At 61.7% G+C, this 19,138-nt stretch carries 17 protein-coding genes and 1 pseudogene; 6 read left to right on the top strand and 12 right to left on the bottom strand.

Annotated elements, in window-relative coordinates; translation table 11 throughout:
• Positions 1–112: 112 nt before the first annotated feature.
• The 7 genes from LGN19_RS35330 to LGN19_RS35360 form a co-directional block, all read right to left on the bottom strand.
• Positions 113–625: a hypothetical protein gene (locus tag LGN19_RS35330; protein ID WP_226219801.1), complete on the bottom strand. Its 513-nt coding sequence runs from the start codon at positions 623–625 to the stop codon at positions 113–115.
• Positions 612–1,319: an ABC-three component system middle component 8 gene (locus tag LGN19_RS35335; protein WP_226219802.1), complete on the bottom strand. Its 708-nt coding sequence runs from the start codon at positions 1,317–1,319 to the stop codon at positions 612–614. Before LGN19_RS35335 ends, LGN19_RS35330 begins: the two co-directional genes overlap by 14 nt.
• A 32-nt stretch (positions 1,320–1,351) precedes the next feature.
• A complete protein-coding gene (locus tag LGN19_RS35340; protein WP_226219803.1) occupies positions 1,352–1,672 on the bottom strand; it encodes a helix-turn-helix domain-containing protein in 321 nt (106 codons plus the stop codon).
• A 314-nt stretch (positions 1,673–1,986) separates the two neighbouring features.
• On the bottom strand, positions 1,987–4,326 hold the full coding sequence (locus LGN19_RS35345; protein ID WP_226219804.1) for a phage integrase family protein: 2,340 nt from the start codon (positions 4,324–4,326) through the stop codon (positions 1,987–1,989).
• A gap of 141 nt (positions 4,327–4,467) precedes the next feature.
• Positions 4,468–5,457: a DUF4238 domain-containing protein gene (locus LGN19_RS35350; protein ID WP_226219805.1), complete on the bottom strand. Its 990-nt coding sequence runs from the start codon at positions 5,455–5,457 to the stop codon at positions 4,468–4,470.
• Positions 5,454–5,996, bottom strand: a complete 543-nt coding sequence (locus LGN19_RS35355; RefSeq protein ID WP_226219806.1) for a hypothetical protein — start codon at positions 5,994–5,996, stop codon at positions 5,454–5,456. Before LGN19_RS35355 ends, LGN19_RS35350 begins: the two co-directional genes overlap by 4 nt.
• Positions 5,993–6,265 carry a hypothetical protein gene (locus tag LGN19_RS35360; RefSeq protein WP_226219807.1) on the bottom strand — a complete coding sequence of 91 codons (273 nt, stop codon included), beginning with the start codon at positions 6,263–6,265 and terminating at the stop codon, positions 5,993–5,995. Before LGN19_RS35360 ends, LGN19_RS35355 begins: the two co-directional genes overlap by 4 nt.
• Positions 6,266–6,564: 299 nt before the next feature.
• On the opposite strand from LGN19_RS35360, the gene LGN19_RS35365 reads away from it, so the two are divergent.
• Entirely contained in the window at positions 6,565–7,023 is a 459-nt protein-coding gene (locus LGN19_RS35365) for a hypothetical protein (protein ID WP_226219808.1), read from the top strand.
• 211 nt (positions 7,024–7,234) lie between these two features.
• Positions 7,235–7,492, top strand: a complete 258-nt coding sequence (locus LGN19_RS35370) for a hypothetical protein (RefSeq protein WP_226219809.1) — start codon at positions 7,235–7,237, stop codon at positions 7,490–7,492.
• A gap of 30 nt (positions 7,493–7,522) precedes the next feature.
• Here the strand turns inward: LGN19_RS35370 and LGN19_RS35375 are convergent, their stop codons facing one another.
• Both LGN19_RS35375 and LGN19_RS35380 read right to left on the bottom strand, forming a co-directional pair.
• A complete protein-coding gene (locus tag LGN19_RS35375; protein WP_226219810.1) occupies positions 7,523–7,822 on the bottom strand; it encodes a type II toxin-antitoxin system RelE/ParE family toxin in 300 nt (99 codons plus the stop codon).
• Entirely contained in the window at positions 7,812–8,057 is a 246-nt protein-coding gene (locus tag LGN19_RS35380) for a type II toxin-antitoxin system ParD family antitoxin (protein WP_175223216.1), read from the bottom strand. The genes LGN19_RS35375 and LGN19_RS35380 overlap by 11 nt, the downstream gene beginning before the upstream one ends.
• Before the next feature lie 239 nt (positions 8,058–8,296).
• Here LGN19_RS35380 and LGN19_RS35385 point away from each other — a divergent pair, with 239 nt between their 5' ends.
• A complete protein-coding gene (locus LGN19_RS35385) occupies positions 8,297–9,106 on the top strand; it encodes a hypothetical protein (RefSeq protein WP_226219811.1) in 810 nt (269 codons plus the stop codon).
• Between the two features lie 368 nt (positions 9,107–9,474).
• Here the strand turns inward: LGN19_RS35385 and LGN19_RS35390 are convergent, their stop codons facing one another.
• Both LGN19_RS35390 and LGN19_RS35395 read right to left on the bottom strand, forming a co-directional pair.
• The gene (locus LGN19_RS35390; protein WP_226219812.1) at positions 9,475–10,443 is read right to left on the bottom strand and encodes a ParB/RepB/Spo0J family partition protein; all 969 of its coding nucleotides are present in this window, start codon (positions 10,441–10,443) and stop codon (positions 9,475–9,477) included.
• Positions 10,440–11,648 (bottom strand): ParA family protein, encoded by a 1,209-nt coding sequence (locus LGN19_RS35395; protein ID WP_175223219.1) that lies wholly within the window; start codon positions 11,646–11,648, stop codon positions 10,440–10,442. The genes LGN19_RS35390 and LGN19_RS35395 overlap by 4 nt, the downstream gene beginning before the upstream one ends.
• Before the next feature lie 812 nt (positions 11,649–12,460).
• Between LGN19_RS35395 and LGN19_RS35400 the strand changes: the two genes are divergently transcribed.
• Entirely contained in the window at positions 12,461–13,843 is a 1,383-nt protein-coding gene (locus tag LGN19_RS35400; protein WP_175223220.1) for a replication initiation protein, read from the top strand.
• Positions 13,844–14,037: 194 nt separating this feature from the next.
• Positions 14,038–14,487 (top strand): annotated as a pseudogene (locus tag LGN19_RS35405) (transposase); the annotation flags it as partial.
• A 50-nt stretch (positions 14,488–14,537) separates the two neighbouring features.
• Here LGN19_RS35405 and LGN19_RS35410 read toward each other — a convergent pair.
• Positions 14,538–17,213 carry a LuxR C-terminal-related transcriptional regulator gene (locus tag LGN19_RS35410; protein ID WP_226219813.1) on the bottom strand — a complete coding sequence of 892 codons (2,676 nt, stop codon included), beginning with the start codon at positions 17,211–17,213 and terminating at the stop codon, positions 14,538–14,540.
• 258 nt (positions 17,214–17,471) lie between these two features.
• Here LGN19_RS35410 and LGN19_RS35415 point away from each other — a divergent pair, with 258 nt between their 5' ends.
• On the top strand, positions 17,472–19,112 hold the full coding sequence (locus tag LGN19_RS35415; RefSeq protein ID WP_175223222.1) for a fatty acid--CoA ligase: 1,641 nt from the start codon (positions 17,472–17,474) through the stop codon (positions 19,110–19,112).
• Positions 19,113–19,138: the final 26 nt, after the last annotated feature.

Below are 19,138 nucleotides of genomic sequence, written 5' to 3' on the forward strand. Positions count from 1 at the left end.
TGCCGAATTGCTCCAGCAACTCGGCGGGAATCGCCGGCAGCTCCGCCGGCTTGGTTTTCGGTTTGCGAGGCATACATTCTCCTTGGGAGCATCATATGCCTTGAACACGAAATTACTGACAGGCCCCATCACGGAAATCATCCTGAGAACGCAGCAAATAACCCAGGCCTTTGCGAAACCCCCAAGGCTTGAGCGCGCGCCAGTCGAGCAATCCGTCCAACAGATCGCGCGCCCGGTCGAAAGGCACGTCTTGATGATCCCACTCTGCCAGCGGTAGCCCCGACAAGTCTTGGCGCCCAGCCTCATGACGCTTGAAGCTGATCTTCGTAGCTTCCTCGACACCACGCCGGACCGTCACAAACGAAGCGTCCTCCAGTTCGATCTCAAGGAAGAAGATGAAGTCTTGGAACAGTTCAAGGTGCTTGAAAAGAAAGAACTTGGGGTCACGCTTAGCCAAGAAGCCGAAGTCAAGCAGTCTTCCGAGCGTGGTCTTGCCGAGGTTGTGGGTGTCCTTGTTCCGATTCTCGGGCAGCCGGATTTCCGCCATGACGACATTCAATCCCTGGACGAACTCCACGGGCTCGAACACATCCGGCTTATTGGAATAGAGTCTAGACAGCTTCATTGGGCCCCACATATTCGATGGCGTCCGTCTTCGGGCGATACTCGATCAAGCCCATGAGGTAAAGGAAGTTCAAGGCTGTCACACGCGCGGTCGGGGGATCATCGAGCAGGGCCTCGACGCCGTCCTTTTGCCGTGCCAAGGCTTGCACCACCTCAGCCAGATCATCGGGACTGACGATCAGCGGCGAATCGACCGGATCGAGATCGGCTTCCTTCGCCACCTCGGGGAAGCGCTTCAACCAGAGTTCCAATTGCTCTAGGCCGCAGAGGTAAATCGACGAGATCGGAATCTCGCACTGCGCAGCAATGTGATCGCATATCTCCGCTTCAGCATTTCCGGCCAGGCGACGATTGGCGAACAGCATGTAATGGTCGAGTCGCTTCGCCACGCGCAACTTTCTGATGCGAGAAATCTCCTTGCCGAGCACCGTGTTCTCGGTGGACTTGCTGAAAAAATCTGACTCGGAGAAGCTGCGGTTGTATCCGTTGGTGTGCTTGGCCTGAACAATGGTCGTGCCGTTCCATGGGGCCGTCGTGCTTGGGTGGAGTTGAGCGATACCAACGAACTTGGCATCTCGTCCCCCGTCGGGCCCCTTTGCAAAACCTTGCACCGAAATGCCGAGCAAGCGCTGACAAAGAAGCACTATCAAGCGCTCGAACTGGTCGTCGCTGAGGTCTTCATACGCGAACTTCATTGCACCCCCATTCTTGTTCTTGCCATCAACCGTCAGACTGCGACCGAAATACCTGCTCCGTGCGCACGTCGAGCAGGCTGGACGATGATCTCGACACGTTGGTCAAGCGACACCAGCGCCTGCATCAGCCTTTCAAGCGAAATGTTCTGGAGGTTATAGTGGCGTACCTGCGATACCTTTGGCTGAGTCATGCCAGTAATGGCTGCGGCCGCGGTCTGACTAAGCCCACGTTGATCAATTAATGCATTGAGCTTGAGCGCAAGGGCAGCCTTCGCCGATAGCTCCTCCGCATCGCCGAAACCGAGATCGTTCAGCACATCGTCGGCACTCCGCGGACTAGTTTTGCGACTCATCACATTCTCCCGCCCACCGCGTTACGGATAGGCACAACCGTTCGACCACGTCTCGTTCAGCACCACGCACTGACTACAGTGCGGTAACGCCGAAGCCGCGCCGTTTCCTAGTCAGGCATTATACCCGTTCAGATATATACCACAACGATCAGTATGGGGTCGTACCAATGAAGTGACTCGGCTAGTGACAGCGCGGACTTGCGAATGCCGAGCACGGTTCTCAGGTTTTCATCAGAGGGTCTCTCTCGATTAGTTGTGCGGTTTGTCCTGCTGTTCCGTTCTGGCCGGGCTATCGGTTTCGGGTTTGGTGCGCTCTACCAGCGCCACCGGTCGCCCCCCACCTCCGCCCACGCCTCGGTTTCCGACGTACAGCGATGTTGCTCGGCCGTCAGCGCGATCGCGACCAGCAGGTCGTCGACGCGCCGGTCGAACGTGTCGTCGTGGTCGAACGGCACCTGCAGCACGGTCAGGCCATCGCGGGTCGGCGTGCGCGGGATGCCGGCCAGCACTTCGCGCTCGATGCGCTCGAGCACTCGGGTCCGGCCGCGGCCGCCCGCGCGTTTCGGCTCGACCTTCAGCGCCACGTGCACGGCGATCGTCGGCACTGCGCCGGCTGGATTCGCGCCGACGGCATGCGAGGCCGGGCTCGGTGCGGCACGCGCTGTGGCCGCCGGCATCGCGGCCGCCGTCGGCCCCCCGCCCGCCTCTGCCGCACCGTCGAGCGCCGCGTTGAAAAACGCCTCGACCGACTGGAACTGCCGCACCGCGTCCGCCTTGGTGTAGAGCGTGGTGGTGCCCAGGCTCGCGTGGCCGAGCAGCTCCTGCATGTCGCGGATGTCGGCGCCGGCGTCCAGGCCGTGATTCGCAAACGTGTGGCGCAGCCAGTGCGTGCTGGCGCGACGCAGGTCCGCGGCCGCGTTCGGGTACGTGAGCGCCAGCTGGTCGGCGGCCCGCGCAAAAATCCCCTTGAACAGTCGCCCGACCACGTCCGGATGCAGCGCCTCGCCGGTCACGAGATGCGCGATCAGCGGCGTGTCAGCCGGCGCCGTCTCGAGCGAAAGCGGTACCGGACGCGTGCGCAGCTGCGCGCGCAGCGCATCGATCAAGCGGCGCGGCATCGGCACGGTGCGCGCGCGCCGGCCCTTGCCCATCACCCGCAGGCTCCACGCGTCATCCAGCGCGCCGTCGAGCGCGGTGCGCGTGAGCGCGCCGGTGGTCGCCGCGGCAAGCTCGGCGCGACGCAGGCCGGTCGCGTACGCGAACAGCAGCAGGAACGCGTCACGCGCGGTGGTCGCCTGATTCGCGGCCTGCTCGGCCGATACATCGAATGCGGACTGCGGCCGCAGCACGGTCTGCAGCACGTACTGCCACTGCGCGCGCGTCAGCGTGCGGCCGGTCGCGTCGATCGGCACGGAAGGCGCCGCCGGCAAGCCGGCGAACGGGTTCACGCGCAGGTATTGCTGGCCGACCAACCACGCGCCCATCGCATTGAGAATGCGCCGTGCGGTGTCGCGGCTACGCTCCGACAGCGGGCCGACGAACGGCCGCCAGGCCGGGTCGAACCGTTCGACGCGGCCGCGCCCGATCCAGCGCGCGGCGGGCTGCGGATCCCGCAGGAACCCGTCGAGGTATTCGGCGCAGTCCATCGTGTTCAGCGACGACAGCGGCTTGCCCTTCACGACGATCGCCCACAGCAGCAGCCGTTCGGCTTCGCGCCGGTACGCGCGGCGGGTCGCCTCACTGCGGGCGCCGCGGATCGCGATCCACGCGTGCACCGCCTGCAGGTCGGTATTCAGTTCGGCCTGGTGTGCGGGCACCGGCGCGCGGTTCAACCCGGCCGAGCCGTCAAGCGCGGCCGGCACGCGCAGCGCCTCGAGCGGCGCCACGTCGGCCAGCGCACCGGGCACCGGCTGCAGCGCCGGATGGCCGGCGGCCAGCTGCCGGCGCGGCGTGACCGCGAGCGGCGACAGGTAGCCGAGCGTGTCCGGATGTTGCGCGATGAAATCCGTGATGCGCTGCGCGCCGATCGCGCCGAGCCGCGGCACCGCGCGATACCAGCGGTGGCGCCGCGCGCGCATCAGCGAAAACAGCTCGGCGAAGGTGGTCACGCCAGCGGCTGCGAGACGCGCGACCAGCCTGCCGTCGAACCAGCCGTCGAGCGTGTGCTCCAGCTGCGGCGCTTCGACGAGACTCGCTTCCATCCGCGCGAGCGCGGCGTCCTGTCGCTCGCGCAGGCGCCGATTGCGCGCGACCTTCCGCTCGAGCGCGGGCGACGACACTGGCGGATAAGTCTCGACGTACAGCGCGACGAGCTCGCGCTCGCTGTAAAACGCGTCCGGATCCACCGCGATGCGGAATTCCTCGAGCGTCGGCACCTCGTGCCCGGCCGCGGCGCCGGCATGCGCGTCGCGCGGCAGGCTGCCGGGTTTCAGGCGCAGCAGGTGCGCGGCGTCGATGTCACGCGCGCGGCGCGCGGCGATCGTCAGCGTGTCGCGCAGCGTCGCGAGCGTGCGCCGGGTCACGCGCACGTCGGTGCCCGGCACGCCGTAGTGCGCGTGCAGCGTCGCTTCGTCGAGCCCTTCGAGGTACGCGCGGTACAGGGCGAAGTGGGCCGGGGTCAGGCGCAGCGTCGCGCGAGCGGGTGAAGCACGCACGTCACTGGCCTCCAGGTGGCGCCGGGTGCAGCCACGCGGACCGCCGGGTGATCCAGCCGAGCCCCCAGCTGGGCAGCGCATTCGGACAGGCAAACAGCGGCAGCAGACTAACGGCCGAGATCAGGCCGATCGGCGCAAGGTTCATGATGGGTCACCCGAAGGCTCAGGCGCAGACGACTCTGCAGGTGGCAGAGAAACCAATTCATGGCCTTTCAGCACGCTTCCATCTGGCGCGACAAACACGAACTGATCATGTTCGGCATAGAGCTGGCGATCCGCGAACGCGATCGTCCGCGTGTTGACGGCGGCAACGAGATCCGCAGGTAGATCAACGATGCCGGAGCGGCCGTCGAAGCAGCCGCGAAGGGCGAGATTTTTCGACAGCGGACAGACCACCGAGGTGTCGGTCGACGCGAAGCCGGGCGAATAAAAGCCGGCCGCCAGGTCCTCGTCGTCCCAGCAGAGCGTCGCCGGATTGTCGCTGGTCACGAAGCCCCCGGAGTCCGCAGCGGCGCGCAGCACCACCCAGGTCCGACGATGCAGAAGGTCGTAGACGGTAGGCAGCAATTCGAGCTCCGTCACCACGTGTCGAGTCGTCGTCACGTCGACGCGGTATTCCCCCGCGTCCACAAGCGCCTTTATTGCCTCGTAGCTGATGTCCGACGGCGCCGTGCGTCCGGCGGCGATCGCGCGCTGCTCCTGGGCCTCCCAACGCTGTTTGGTCGCGACCATCTGTTTCATCATCGCGCCCGCGGACTGCTCGTAAAACTGACGCAGATTCTCCCGTTGCCGCGGGCTTCGCACCGCGAACAGCGCGACCAGTTCGAGCAGGACGGCAAGATCCGCTTCGCTGCCGACGGCGCGCCGGGCCTCGGTGCGAACCAGGGCCGGGCCGGCTTTCGATTCGAAGTCGGCGTAAATGGCTTCGATCGCGTTCGGGTCATCGCCGTCAATGCGATTGAAGTCGCGTTCGGCCGCAATGTTCGACGGCGTCGTGTAGAAGTCCCGCCGTCGCCGAGCGTCGACGACATAGAGCCGCGAGTCTTTGCGCCGGTCGTGTGTGAACCCCTTCAAGTAGCACTGCGGCACGTAGTGGTGTTTGCGGGCTTCCCCGCCGGCGTTGTCGCTCATGCGGTGCGCATCAGCTCCATCACATAGTCGGACATCGTCAGCGCGATCGCCGACGCCTGTTCGAAGCTGACGATGCTTTTCGGCGTCTCGGTATAGGCCAGATCGGTGATCGAGAACTCGACCGCTTGCTTGCCGAGTTGCAGGCGCCGCTTGACCACGTAGGTGGCGCTGCCACCGTGCTCAAAGGCGGCGATCTCCGCCACGCCCGCGCCGATCACCGCATACCAGGTCAGACTGCCGCACGGTCGGGTCGCGAACTCGAACGCGGTCGCCCACTCGACAGCCGCTTCCGCACTGGCGAAGCCGTCGTGGCGAGCCGTCAACTCGAAGATGCCGGCCGCACGCACCGTGGCCCGGTACGTCGGGATGCCGTTGTCGCCGGGCCGCTCCACAATCGCGACGTCGGGCAGGCGCGGCTCGCCGCTCGGGCTGAGTTCGACCGAGCCGTCACTCCGGGGTAGCGTCATCCAACTGTAGCCGCCGACGTCGACCAGGGAGTAATTCGCCAGCGTGGCGAACGAAGAGGGGGTGCGGGTCATGACGGGTCCTTGTCGTGGATGAGGCTTGCGAGGTGCGCCAGCACCTCCCGTGTGAAGGCGGGGGCGGCCTGCTTGGCAGCCGCAACCGTGTCGAACGGCTCAGTCGTGTAGCCCAAGTAATACAGGTAGACGCCGCCGTCGCGTTCGAGCTGGACGGTCGCGTCGTGGCCGGCGAACAGCGCAATCGAGAGGCCACGCGCGTCGTCGGTCCAGTCCTGCTGCGGGTACGTCAGATGGCGCGCGGTACCGGCGGTCATGGTCAATTTCATCGGGCGCTCCGGAGGGGGCAGTTGGGGGTCGGCGGTGTGTCGGGCGTGACGGAAACCGTGGCGCGCCGCACGGCGCGTCGACGATGTCGCGGACGGGCGGGCGCGGCGCGATGGCGCGCCCTACTCCGCTCGGCCGCGCCGGCAAAGGGTCTGGAGCAAGTGTAGCGGAGAATGGGCAATCTGACGACGAAAAGTGACCCGTCTGATAAGTAGAGTTATCAGATGTAGCACTTTCGTACCGCGCTCGACGCACCTGAAACCGTGCCGTATAAAGATATATCTCTATACAGCACGGTTTGATGATGACCTTCTTCACGCCAGCCGATCACGACGCGGCCGTGCAGGCCATGCTCGAGCACCCCGATCTCCGCAGCCGCCACCTGCGCGGCCTGATGAGCGGCATCAAGCGCCGCGCCCGGGCCCGCGCGGTGATCACGTTCGTCCAGGCGATCGCCCCACCCCCACCCGATGTGACGATCACGACCACGCGGCAGCTGATGCGGGTGCTGTTCGGCCACGCGGTGTCGGTCAACGACCTGCACCGCCACTTCGCCACGCCCGGCCGCCGGGCCAACGATCGGGCCGACCCCGACGCGCTGGCCGCCTGGCTGGCGCTCCACCGGGAACGGCTGGCGGCCGAGGCCGAGGCCCGGATGGTCGAGCTCGAGATCGCCTGGCAGCGGTTCACGACGGCGGCCGCGGAGGCGGCCGGCGCGGTCCGCACCGCCAGCCGGCTGGAACGGCGCGGCGACGCGTGAGCGACGACGTCCGGTGGCGGACCCGGCGCAATGCTGTTTGGAGATATATCTTGATACAGCATTGCATCGCCCATGAAAAGCCCGGCTGTGGCCGGGTGCGTCACGCTCTCTAACCGGCGTCGAGCTCGCTGAACCAGACGCGATCGGGCGCGGCGAATCCGGCGAACTCAGCTCGCTTCACCGGCGAGAGCTCTACCCGCATGCTGGCCGCGTGCCAGATGCCGACACTACCGGCCGCGCGCGTGCCCGGAACCGCATTGAACCAAATCGTGCCATCCGGGTGAAGGCTGACGCTCTGCAGCAAAGCCTTGCGCTCCAGCGCGCCGCGATTGCCACTCGAGACACCAACCGACGGGATTTCGACCAGTACGATGGCTTGATCGGGAAACGCCGCCTGTCACTGCTCGACCTGATCGCGCAGCTCGCCATAAATCCGTTTCGCGTCGTGGTTCATTCAAATCTCCATTGATGTTGGCGTCTGCCGCCGGCGCTACGGCCGCTAGAGATGCCGGTCGACGTCCATGCGCTGGTGCAACACCCGGATCACGTCCAGGGTCTCCGTCGCTTCGCGATAGAAGACCACGTGCGAACCGACCAGGTAGCGCAAATAATCGCCCCGCGCGCGCGTCGGCCGCCCCACCCGCTCGCCGCTCGCCAACCGCTCGAACGCCGCGGTCAGCTCGCCGACGTAGAGCTCGGCCTGCTCGAGCGACCAATGCTCATAGGTATAGGTCCAAATGTCTTCGAGGTCGGTCTCCGCCAGCGGCGTCAGGCGCACCGTGCGCGCCTTAACTGGCATGCTTGGTCCGCATCCGGGCTAGGAACGCCTGGCTGTCAAACGCGGCCGGCGCGCCGGAGGCCTCGCCGGCCTTCAAGGCTTCCTGCAGCGCCCGCAACTCGGTTTCCTGCGTCTCGAGCAAGCGCAGCCCCGCCCGCACCACGTCGCTGGCAGAGCCGTAGCGACCGGACGCGACCTGCGTGTCCACAAATTGGGTCAGGTGATCCCCCAGCGAGATCGATGTATTCCGTGCCATCGCGCACCTCCTCATGATGGAAGCATCATATACCAAATTTTGGTATCACCCTCGATCCCTCAAAGAAGCGTCGCATGTCATAGGGGTAGCTGCCAGATATGAAGCTCTTCGGCGCGGGAAATATCATGCGATGCCGCCCTTGAAGTCTGACGGCGTGCCGCCATGTGGTCTGGCGCCCAAAACGCCCCGCCCCGCCTGCGGGCACCGACAGACCACCGAAATCACTGGAGACCACCCATATGCCCGATGCCAACCTGCAACCCCTGGTCGAACAAGGATGGGCGGCGCTGCATCCAGTTCTCACATCGTTCTTGTCCGGCCTGTCTGGAGCAGTGGTGCTTGCGCTTGTAGCGAAGACCTGGTTCGTGGCCAAGGTGAAAGGCGGCGTCGACTCGCAATACGCCCAGGTGTTGGAAAGACTAAAGGCCGATCTCAAGAGCGATGCAGACACGAGGCTCGAGGCCCTGAAATCGCAGTTGAAGGGTGATTCAGACAACCGCCTCGAAGTGCACAAGGCGGAGCTGAAACGCAGCAGCGATGCTGAAATCGAGAAGCTGCGCTCGCAACTAGCAGCGGCCAACGCAGAACGCACGACGTTGTTGTCTGCCCTGACGACACGGCGGTTTGACGCGATCAAGACGATCCATGCAAAGTTGCTGAGGTTCCATCGTGCGCTGGCGCATTTGACGTCGCCGATGCGAAACATCGAGGCAGACGATCAGCCGCTGTTCTCGGCGCTGGTTGAAGCGTCGCGGGAGTTCGACGAGTCATTGCCGGAGAATGAAATCTTTCTCCCCGAGGCGTCCGCACGCTTGCTGAAGGACATTCGGCAGAAGCTTATGGTCCACGGCAACCGGTTCAACTTTACCGTCTCGATGAACACCCATGACTCGAAGCGAGCTGAAAGGTGGATAGAGATCGACGAGGCTGTGAATGGACCAATCTGTGATGCAATCGACGAATTGGCGCGCGAGCTTCGAGCGTTGATGGGCGACAAGTTGCCGAGCACTAAATCGACGGCACCGGCGAGCAGCTCGTCCGCCGGCTAATTGACGCTCGCTGCCTCGAAATCCTTTCGGTGTTCTGAGTGGCCTGCAGCACTCGTCGTTTGCGGAAGCACTCGTGCGAGTGGATTGAGGAGCGGGGCGAAATGCCCCCTTGCTTCCGCTTTACCGATCGACTGGCCTCCAATACTAAGCGGCGTGGTTGAGCGCTTGAATCTATTTTCCCGCACGCGTGAAAGACCAAACTCGACCGGACGGAGGGACGGTCGATAGGGCGCGTGTCCCCATTGGGGACAGCGCCCAATTCTTCGTCGACTAATTGCCAGCGGGTGGCTCGTGTCCCCAATGGGGACACCTCGCAGCGCCCCCAAAAAAGCCCGCAACCAGCGGGCTCGGACGAATCTGGAAAGGTTTCAGTCTGGCTCAGCAAACAGCTGTGAAATGAGCGCCCTGATCTTTTCCTCTTTCTCCGTCGTGAGCATCCCGGCCTTGATCTTCACCGTAAAGTTGCCCGCGTCTCTCGTGATCGAACCGGCTTGATTCTTACCTGCGAAAATCTTGTCGATCTTCCGATCGCTCACCGTGCCAGCCTTCCCGTCGTTTTCGATCGCCAGTTTGACCTCTTTTGCAAGCTTCGATTGATCGAGATCGCCAGCAACCACCTGCATCCACAACTCCTCCGCAATCTCGAATGCGCGTCCTTCTTGATTGCGCAGGACTGCAACGAGCCCCTCCGCGGCATGGGCACCCAGCAAGCGAGGCTGCAGGTCGAGATCCTTGATAACGAATTTCGGTAGGTCCGCGAACGACAGGAATCGATAGAGTTCAGATCGCGAGATCCCCAGTGCCTCGGCCATTCGCTTACGGCTCGGAAACTCCTTTTCGGTCTCCCGGATAGAGCTAGCGATCTCGTAGTCCGCCAAGCCGTCGCGTACCACGTTCTCAGCCAGCGCCAGCATCGCCATATCCTGATCGGAAATCTCAACGATGACGGCTTTGATCGACCCTTTCCCAAGCATCTTGTGCGAGCGCCAACGGCGCTCGCCTGCGACGATTTGGTAGCCAGACGCCGCCTTCCGAACGACGATTGGCTGAATCAGCCCCACCTCACGGATCGACTCTGCAAGCTCCGTCAGCTTCGCCTCATTGAACACCCGACGAGGTTGCCACGGGTTCGGCACGATCGAAGCGAGGGGAAGCTCAAGAGAGTTGCCGCTCTTCTCAAGTTCCAGGATTCGCGCCTGCGCGGTCGCGAGCGCGCCCGCCATTCCGGGAGCAGTTCTTGGGGCAGCAGGCTTCTCAGGCTGCGCAGCGAGCTCGATGTCCTTGGCTGCGCGCAAGCCCGCTGTCTTGCTCATCATCCGTTCTCGCAAGTTACTCATGCCTCAGCCCTCCAGCGCGCGACCGACTGGTCGTCGATCCATTTACAGTGGTCAATCAAAGGTTGCTTCACCCGCGCCAAGGTTTTCGCGACGCCATCCGATCTTGAGAGATCGAAGACCGTCGACAAGGCAAGCGCACCATTGCTCATCACTGAGCTAGCAGGGATCTCAGTTGCCGAAAGCCAGTCGCCATAGGCCCGTTGAGCCCAGACTCGGACGGCTGGCGCGGATGACACCGCACCATAGTCCACTTTCGAGAGCAGCACCGAAATGAAGTCATAGGTCTTGTCGAGTTCATGATCGACAAAGCCCGCTGCGATTTCAGAGAACAAGGACCAGAAGGAAACCGATGAGATGAAATCGAGGCTCTCCGGCACCAGCGGCATGACCATCGCATCCGCAGCCATAAGACCGTTCAGTGTTAGGTAGGACAATGACGGTGCGGTATCCAGAATGATGTAGTCGTACTCTGCACGGAGCGGCTCAATGCCCCGGCGCAGCACCGACCAGAACTCGTATTCCGGGTTTTCCTTCTGTGCGGTCGGCAGATGGAATTCCGCGTCGTGAAGATAGTTGTGAGCAGGAATGACGTCGATGCCATCCCAGTACGTCGACTGGACTTTTGATGCCAGTCCACCTTCGATACTCGGGTCGTAGATAAAGGGGAGCACTGTGTCTTCCCACGTCACATCCTTCTCGGCATAGAGACCGCACAATTCAGAGAGAGAGGCTTGTGGATCCAGATCGATGACCAGGACACGCCGGCCGCGCAAACTGAGCGCTTGTGCCTCGCACATCGTGATCGTCGTCTTTGTCGACCCGCCCTTGAAGTTCGCCGTGATCATCACGCGACCGCGGTGGTTGCCCTTGCCGGTAACCAACGCAGTCTGATAAATGTTGGATGCTTTCTGTACCCATGTGCGTGCCTCAACCAGCGTGAACATGCGCGCACGGCCCGAACCGTGGGCTTCACCGGGCGGCAGATCGCCACCGCCTTTCGTTGCCATGTAATTGATCTTCTGGCGGTCGAGCCCACACATTTCGCTCAGCTCTCCGATCGTAAACACGGGAGGGCTCTTTCGCGGCCGCGGCGCCAGGATGTCCTCGCGCAGCTCATCGGTCATCACCGACAATCGCTTAGCGAACTCGCCGAGCTGAGATAGCTTCACCTGCCGCTCGACTGCCGGCAACTCGCTCATTTTCATTGGACGCTTCCTTTTGAATTCAACGGTGAGGTGTTTTTTCTACACCCGATGTAGATTTATACGGTTCTGCTGCTTTTCAACATGAACCGTAGAATACCCGTCAGACCGAAGAATGGCTATGGAATTCGTATCCGGCTCCGAATTCTTGCGCTTCTCACTAACAAGTTCGCGCCAGCGAAGGCGCTATAAGTCGCGCCGAGGCACGCAATTGAAGCAAGGTGAGGTGAATTGTGTGGATCGCAGTCCGGCCGCATCGACCTCCGCAGCGATCATCAGCACAAAACACCTCACCTTACTCTCGAGACACAGCCGACAGATCGTCGTTCCTGAGAGAGAGTCACAATCCACCTCACCATCAAAGCAGCGATGTTTTCTCCCGAATCTCAAGGATTTCACTCTCACTTAGGTAGCCAGGGCCGCTGCGAACCGGTCAGGGCAGTGGGGCAGTCATGGTGCCGCCGGGGTTTCTGGTCGCCGGGTTTGTAAGTTGCTATAAAGAAAGAAAACCAACCAACCACAAACAGAACGCGCCCCTTCTTTAAAAATCAATGGCTTATCGCTGAAAGGTGAGGTGTCATGTGTTGAAGGCGCTGTGGATTGAGCGTCAAGGTGAGGAAAAATCCACAGAATGGTGAGAGGAATTGGCGGCAAAGGTGAGGCGTTTGGGCTGGAAGGTGAGACGAATGGGCTAGAAGGTGAGGCGATATGTGACCAGATTCCGTAAAGGTGAGGTTCTTTGTCTTGACGGTTCACTTTGAGCCGAGTACCTTACGCTCCAATATGACGAATACACGTAGAGGGTTGAGGACAGCATGGTAGAACGAGGGCAGTTGGCAACGTCCCAGCAGTTAGCGCTCGCCCTGTTCGATGACGCGTCGTCAGAGGGGCTGCCGGTCGATAGCGCCCGATCCGACATCGGCTTTTCGCGCAACAACGTCCTCATTCGCATTGTCGACCTTGGTGTGGCCGCCAGGCGCTTGATCGACGCCGCCTATTTTATTGTTGCCTATGACGAGCGGCCCCGCGACCTTTACGACGTGGAACTCGACTACTTCAAATGGCTGATGCGTTACTCCAGCCGGAACAACACCCATCTCGAGCAGGTAATCACCGAAGCGCAAAAGGCCCTCATTCAGGCGACGGCGCCGGCCGAAGCAGATGGCGAGCGACCGTTCGGGTCAACACAACTGATTGGCCGGATCTCCTACCAGGGCGGCCGCTTCCAGTTCCGCGTGCCGCCAGACCTGGTCGGTATCATCCGGGGGAAGGGGAAGTCGCACTGGCTGAGCCTTCGGATCACTTCGATGTTCACCTTGTCCTACGCTCGCGTGATGTACGACCATCTGCTTCCACACGCGGACGAAGGGGTGACTGATTGGATCACGCTCGACGAACTGCGGGGATGGCAGGGCGAGATGGGCGCGAACGCGCAGGCGTTCAAGTACTTCAAGCGTGACTGGCTCGAGCCGGCAGTGCAGCAGATCAATGAGGTCGCTGACATCTCCCTCGCATATGAAACTCGAAATCTGCCAGGCTCGCGAAAAATCGGCAGTTTGCGGTTCCGGATCGCCCGGAAGGACCTTGCGGAACGGGTGTTGCATACGCATGAACACGCCAAGGTGATCTACCAGACGCTGAAGCAGGAATTCGGTCTGTCAGCAGCGCAGTTCAATCAGATCGTCGGCGACCGGGACAGCTACACCGACGAACGGCTGGAGCAAGCTATTGACCGTACCCGTTTCAGCCTGAAATTGGGCAAGGTGACGAAGAGTCCGGCCGGCTTTTTCATGAAGGCCCTCAAGGAGGGGTGGACGGTATCTGAGGCAGAGCGGGAGATGGTGCAGGTCCAGCAGTCCCTCATCGAACGGGAGCAGCAAGAGACCGAAGCGAAGGTTCAAGCTCAAACTCGGATGGCACTGCAGGCCGCTGCGCAAGAGGTGAGCGCGCAAGAGCGGATGGGCGACGAGGTGCGGCAGGGCTGGGCGGCGTACGAGGGCGCCGCGCTCGCGCAGAGAGACGAATGGCGGCGGAATTACAAGCGTTCTCAGGCCGCGAGATTGACGATGCGTCGTTTGAGTATCGATCCGATGGCTGACTTGAACGACGATTCCCTTTCTCACCATGAAGCTCTGCGAACTGCGTTCTCCCTCTTTGTATTCATGCAGACGAAGAACGCGAGAGCGAAAGTGACGTGAGGCCCCCCTCATTGTAGACAAGGGGAGGATGCATCGCGACGACGTTTAATGAGGAGTGTGTCGAGATTGACCGTTAGTTGCGCTTGAGCGTCAATCGACCAAGCCTCGCAATCTATGAATACATGGACTACCTCCAAAGTAGTCCAAGATTTTGTCCGCATCCCCGGTGGGTCAAGATTCGATGGAAATCAACACAGGACCTGATGCTGGCGTTCAACAAGGCGGTCATCGAGCGTGCGATGGGCGCCGAGATGAATCTGCATCTGGGCTATCCTGCGGGCCAGCCTAAGCCGCCCGGGCAGGTCAACGAGCGCAACGGTGCCAGCGGCAAGACGGTCATCACCGATCGTGGCCCAGTCCGGGTCGACGTGCCTCGTGACCGTGACGGCAGTTTCGAGCCGATCCTGATTCCCAAGCACGAGCGCCGCTTCACCGGTTTCGACGAGCGCATCATCGCGATGTACGCCCGCGGCATGAGCGTGCGCGAGATTCAGGGATTTCTGGCCGAGCACTATGGCATCGAGGTCTCGCCCGACTTCATCAGCTCGGTCACCGACGAGGTGATGGCTGAAGCGCTGAGCTGGCAGAGCCGCCCGCTCGAGATGATGTATCCGGTGGTGTTCTTCGATGCGCTGCGGGTCAAGTGTTGATGTCCGCATCCCCCGTGAGCTAAGATTCTGTGGTCGCCAACAGGTCAGCCGATCAGGCCGAGCTTTCGCGCGATCGCCACTGCCTGCGTGCGGCTATGGGCACTCACCTTGTTGTTGATGTTGCGCAAGTGAGTGCGAACCGTACTCTCGGATACGAACAGCTTCTCCGCGATCGCCTGATTGGAGTATCCCTCAGCCAAAAGCTGAAGGACACGAATTTCCTTGGGTGTCAGCGGGTCGAGCAGCTTGGGTTGATCGGCCGTAGCCGGCGTGATCGGCTCGTCTGCCAGCCCGCACGCACGGCCCAGTCTGAGGATGTAGTCAGCCAGGATTGGATCCGACGACGCCGCACCGCTCACATCAAGTGACCGGGAAAATTGTCGTAGCAACGGCCCCACATGTTGCTCGCCTTCATCGAGCAGCAAGCGCACAAAACCTTCTCGGCACGCAGCTTTGAGCACCGGATCCAGTATGGATTGGGCCGCTATTGGGTCTTCCGCGCGGTGCGCCGCAATTGCAGCAAGCAAACGTAGTTTCATCGCGCGCCGATGGCGAGCTTCCTGGTCGGCCAGTTCTGCTGCTTTGTTTAACCGCGAGACGACAGCTTGCGCATCGCCGGCTAATGCTTCCCATCGGAGCTTCGCAAGCTCAAGGTAATCGAGATCGTTGCCGATAAGGTGCAATTGCCCGACGTGGCTCCATAGTTCGGGATCCTCTGCACGCGCCAATTCATCCTGTGCCGCACGATGATGTCCCTGCATCAAAAGGATACGGGCGCGCTCGAGTTTCGCACCGGCAGTCATGCGTGTGAGGCGTCGAACATGCCCGAGATACTCCAGTTGAGTGAGAATTTCGAATGCCTCGTCTACGTCGCCGCGAGCGAATGCGACCCGAGACTGCATCACGTGACCGAGCATGACGTGATCGGGGAGAAGTACATCGCGGGCGAGGGGGACGTAAACCTGAAGAAGATGCGCCGCCTGTGCGAGGTCGTTGGTTTCATATACGGTTGCCGCGTACATCAATCCGGCCCAGGCATTACCCCCTGTATAGCCATCGTGATGCGAGCTGCCGCTCGCTACTGCAATGCGCAACCGGGCAGTCGCTTCGCGCAGGCGCCCTTCCTGAAGATCGAAAATTGCCTCGATAGTTTCGGAATACATGATGTTGAAGGCACTGAAATCCGTGCCTTGCGAGCGTCTGGCCATCTCCAGCAGGCGACGTGATTCCGATCGTTGGCCTGCAACGGCGAACTGGTTCGCCATCACGTTAGCGAGCATCATGTCGGCGAATACTGAACCGGTCGGACAATGCTTCAGGCATTCGCGCCCAACCTCGAGCGCCTTCTCGGAGCGGTCCATCATGGCGAGCAGAACCGGCCGGAGTGCGAGTACGTGCGGGCGTACCTGGGGATCGTCGACCTCCTGCAAGCGACTGGACTCGAGGAGTTCCATGGCTTCCCATGGCCCGCGCGTGAAGTTGACGGACCAGATGCGCGCCGCGAGCAGCATCGGGTGGTCGTACAGGATCTGCGCGGGTAGAGCATCGAACCAGCGCGAAAGCAGGCGCATCCTTCCCTGTGCGAGCAGCGGCAGCGCAAATTTCTCGAGCAGGTCGACCGCACGCGGGAAATCGCTTCCTTCGAGCGCGTGATCGATGGCGGGGACCGGCCGCCGTTGATTCAGGTACCAATCGGATGCGACCCGATGCAACCGCGGTATGTCATCTGGTGCGTCGCGCTGCAACTGCGCCTTCAGGAATTCGGCAATCAGGCTGTGGTATCGCCAGGTTCGATCCTCGCTGTCGATCAGTGCAATCAGGCTGGACGCCTCGAGCTGGTTGAGAATCGGTTCGCAATCCATGTCGGGCAGAAGCCTTTGACACAAAGGGACGCTCAGGTAACGCAAGATGCTGGTTCGCAACAGAAACCGGCGAACCGGTTCTGATTGCTGGGCAAACACATCCTCGGTCAGATAGTCTGCAACCGAGCGATTGGTACCGGAGAAACGGTTGATGAAATCGGCGTGAGAATCATTGCGGCGGAGCGAAGCAGACGCGAGCCACAACGCCGCCGCCCACCCTTCGGTCTTGTTATGGAGACGTGCCAGTTCGCTTTGCGGAAGCGATGCGCCCTGAACGATACGGAAGAATTCGTCGGTCTCGTCGAGAGAAAACCGCAATACATGCGCATCGATTTCGACGAGTTGCCCACGCGCACGCAGTCGCCCCATACGCAGGTCCGGCAGGCTGCGTGAACCGATCACGAGCTGGCCACCATGAGGCAAATGGTCGATGAATTCCCGTATCCATGCGACGACGCTCGGGTCCTGTAACACTTCGAAGTCGTCCAGGAAGATCGCGAACGGTTTTTTCAGACCGGCGACGACGTTCATCACGCGTAGCGCGGCCTCACCGAGCGTCTCCGATTGCGGGAACCCCGTGTCGGAAAAAGCGTCGTCGCCGACTACGGTCGCGATGGCGACCTTAAAGCCCTGCAGGAAACGGACGGGATCGTTATCTGCGCTGTCGAGGGTAAACCATGCGGTGGACACCGATGCCTGTTCGAGTCGAGCGCGGTGTTGCAGCATGGCCGTCGTCTTGCCGAAGCCAGCCGGTGCGCGGACGAGAACCAGGCGAGGCGACGCGGATGCGCTTAGCAATCGACAGACACCCTGTCGAATCACCTGGGACGAGGAAGCGGCGGGAGGGCTGACTTTCATGCTCGGTATGCGCCGAGCTTCGACTGAAGGCGATGTCATTTGCGAAGTCGGGAAAGCGGACCGTATAGTCTAGCAAAGCAGTCGAGTGTCTGAGTTCGGGACTTTCCCGCCGGACCGGGCCCTGGCGATCGGAATTGCCGAGTCGACACGAATCGTCGTATCCGACGATGCCCGTGCGTCGCATCCGATCTACAGTTGGGACAGGCTGCCGGCACGTATGCGCGCCGCGCCTTGATACGAAAAGAGAACTGGAGACACATGAATCCGTACGCCTTTCCGCTGCTGATCAAGCAACTGCTGGTCACGCCGATCGCGCAGCGCTCACGCAAGGAAATCGTCTACCGTGACCTCGCACGTTTTGATTATGCGACGCTGATCGAGCGCATCAACCGTCTCGGCAGCGCGCTGTCGAGAATCGGGGTTGGCAAAGGAAGTACGGTTGCGGTGCTCGACTGGGACACCAACCGCTATCTCGAAGCCTATTTTGCGGTTCCGATGCTTGGAGCCACGCTGATGACGGCGAATTTTCGCCTTTCCTCCGATCAGCTCGCGTACACGCTCGATCACGCCAGCGTCGACACGATGCTGCTGAATGTCGATTTCCTGCCCATGATTCAGCAAATTCGCGATCAGCTGCCGCAGATCAAGCGCTTCATCTGTCTCAGTGACGACAAGGTCGTGCGTCCTGGATTTGCATGGGCGGGCGAGTACGAATCGATGTTGGCGGCTGCCGATCCGGGACATGCGTTTCCGGAGTTCGACGAGAACACGCGCGCGACGCTGTATTACACGACAGGCACCACCGGCAATCCGAAAGGTGTGAGCTTCAGCCATCGGCAAATCGTATTGCATTGCCTGACGGTGCTGGCAAGCGTTTCCCAGGCGGGAGAGAACGGGCGATTCTCGCGCAACGACGTGTACATGCCGCTTACGCCGATGTTTCATGCGCATGCGTGGGGCTATCCGTACATCGCCACGCTGTGCGGCTGGCAGCAGATCTATCCGGGACGATACGAACCGGCGGTGATCGTCGATCTGGTCAAGCGCGAGCGCGTGACTTTCTCACATTGCGTTCCAACCGTCCTGAGCATGGTGCTGGGGGTGCCGGATGCGTCTGGCGCGGATTTTCATCGCTGGAAGGTGCTGATCGGCGGCAGCGCGTTACCACGCACGTTGTGCCGGCAGGCGCTCGCTCGCAACATCGATATCTATACCGGGTACGGGATGTCGGAAAGCTGCCCGTTGTTGACGCTGGCCCAGATCAAAACGGACCTTCTGGACGAGATTGACGATGCCGATGTGCGCGAAGAGCGCGATATCGATATCCGCACGACGGCAGGGATGCCCATCCTGATGGCGCAGGTTCGGGTGGTGGATCCAGCCGGCGAGCCCGTGCCGGAAGACGGCGTGTCGGTCGGCGAGGTCGTCGCCCGCACGCCGTATCTGACGCAGGGTTATCTGAAGAACGATGAAGCCAGTGCCGCCCTGTGGGACGGCGGCTGGATGCACACGGGCGACGTCGGCCGTTTTGACGCGCACGGATATCTCCATCTTGTCGATCGTGCGAAAGACGTGATCAAGAGCGGCGGCGAGTGGATTTCGTCGGTCGAGCTCGAGGGATTGATTGGCCAATGTCCCGGCGTGGCCGAGGTGGCGGTGATCGGCATACCCGACGAGAAGTGGGGCGAGCGACCGCTGGCCGTCGTCAAGGCCCAGCCGGACGCTGCGCTGGATGAGGGCACGTTGCGCGAACACATGCGTCGTCTGGTCGAACGCGGGGTCATTCCGTCGTATGCGATGCCGGACGCATTCGAGTTGGTCGAGCAGATCGACAGGACGAGCGTCGGCAAGCTGGACAAGAAGCGCCTCAGGGCGCGCTATACGCAAAGGCTCGGGTGAGTCTGCAACCTTGTCGACGTGCTGCG

Source organism: Burkholderia sp. AU30198, assembly GCF_020419825.1.
GTDB lineage: Bacteria > Pseudomonadota > Gammaproteobacteria > Burkholderiales > Burkholderiaceae > Burkholderia.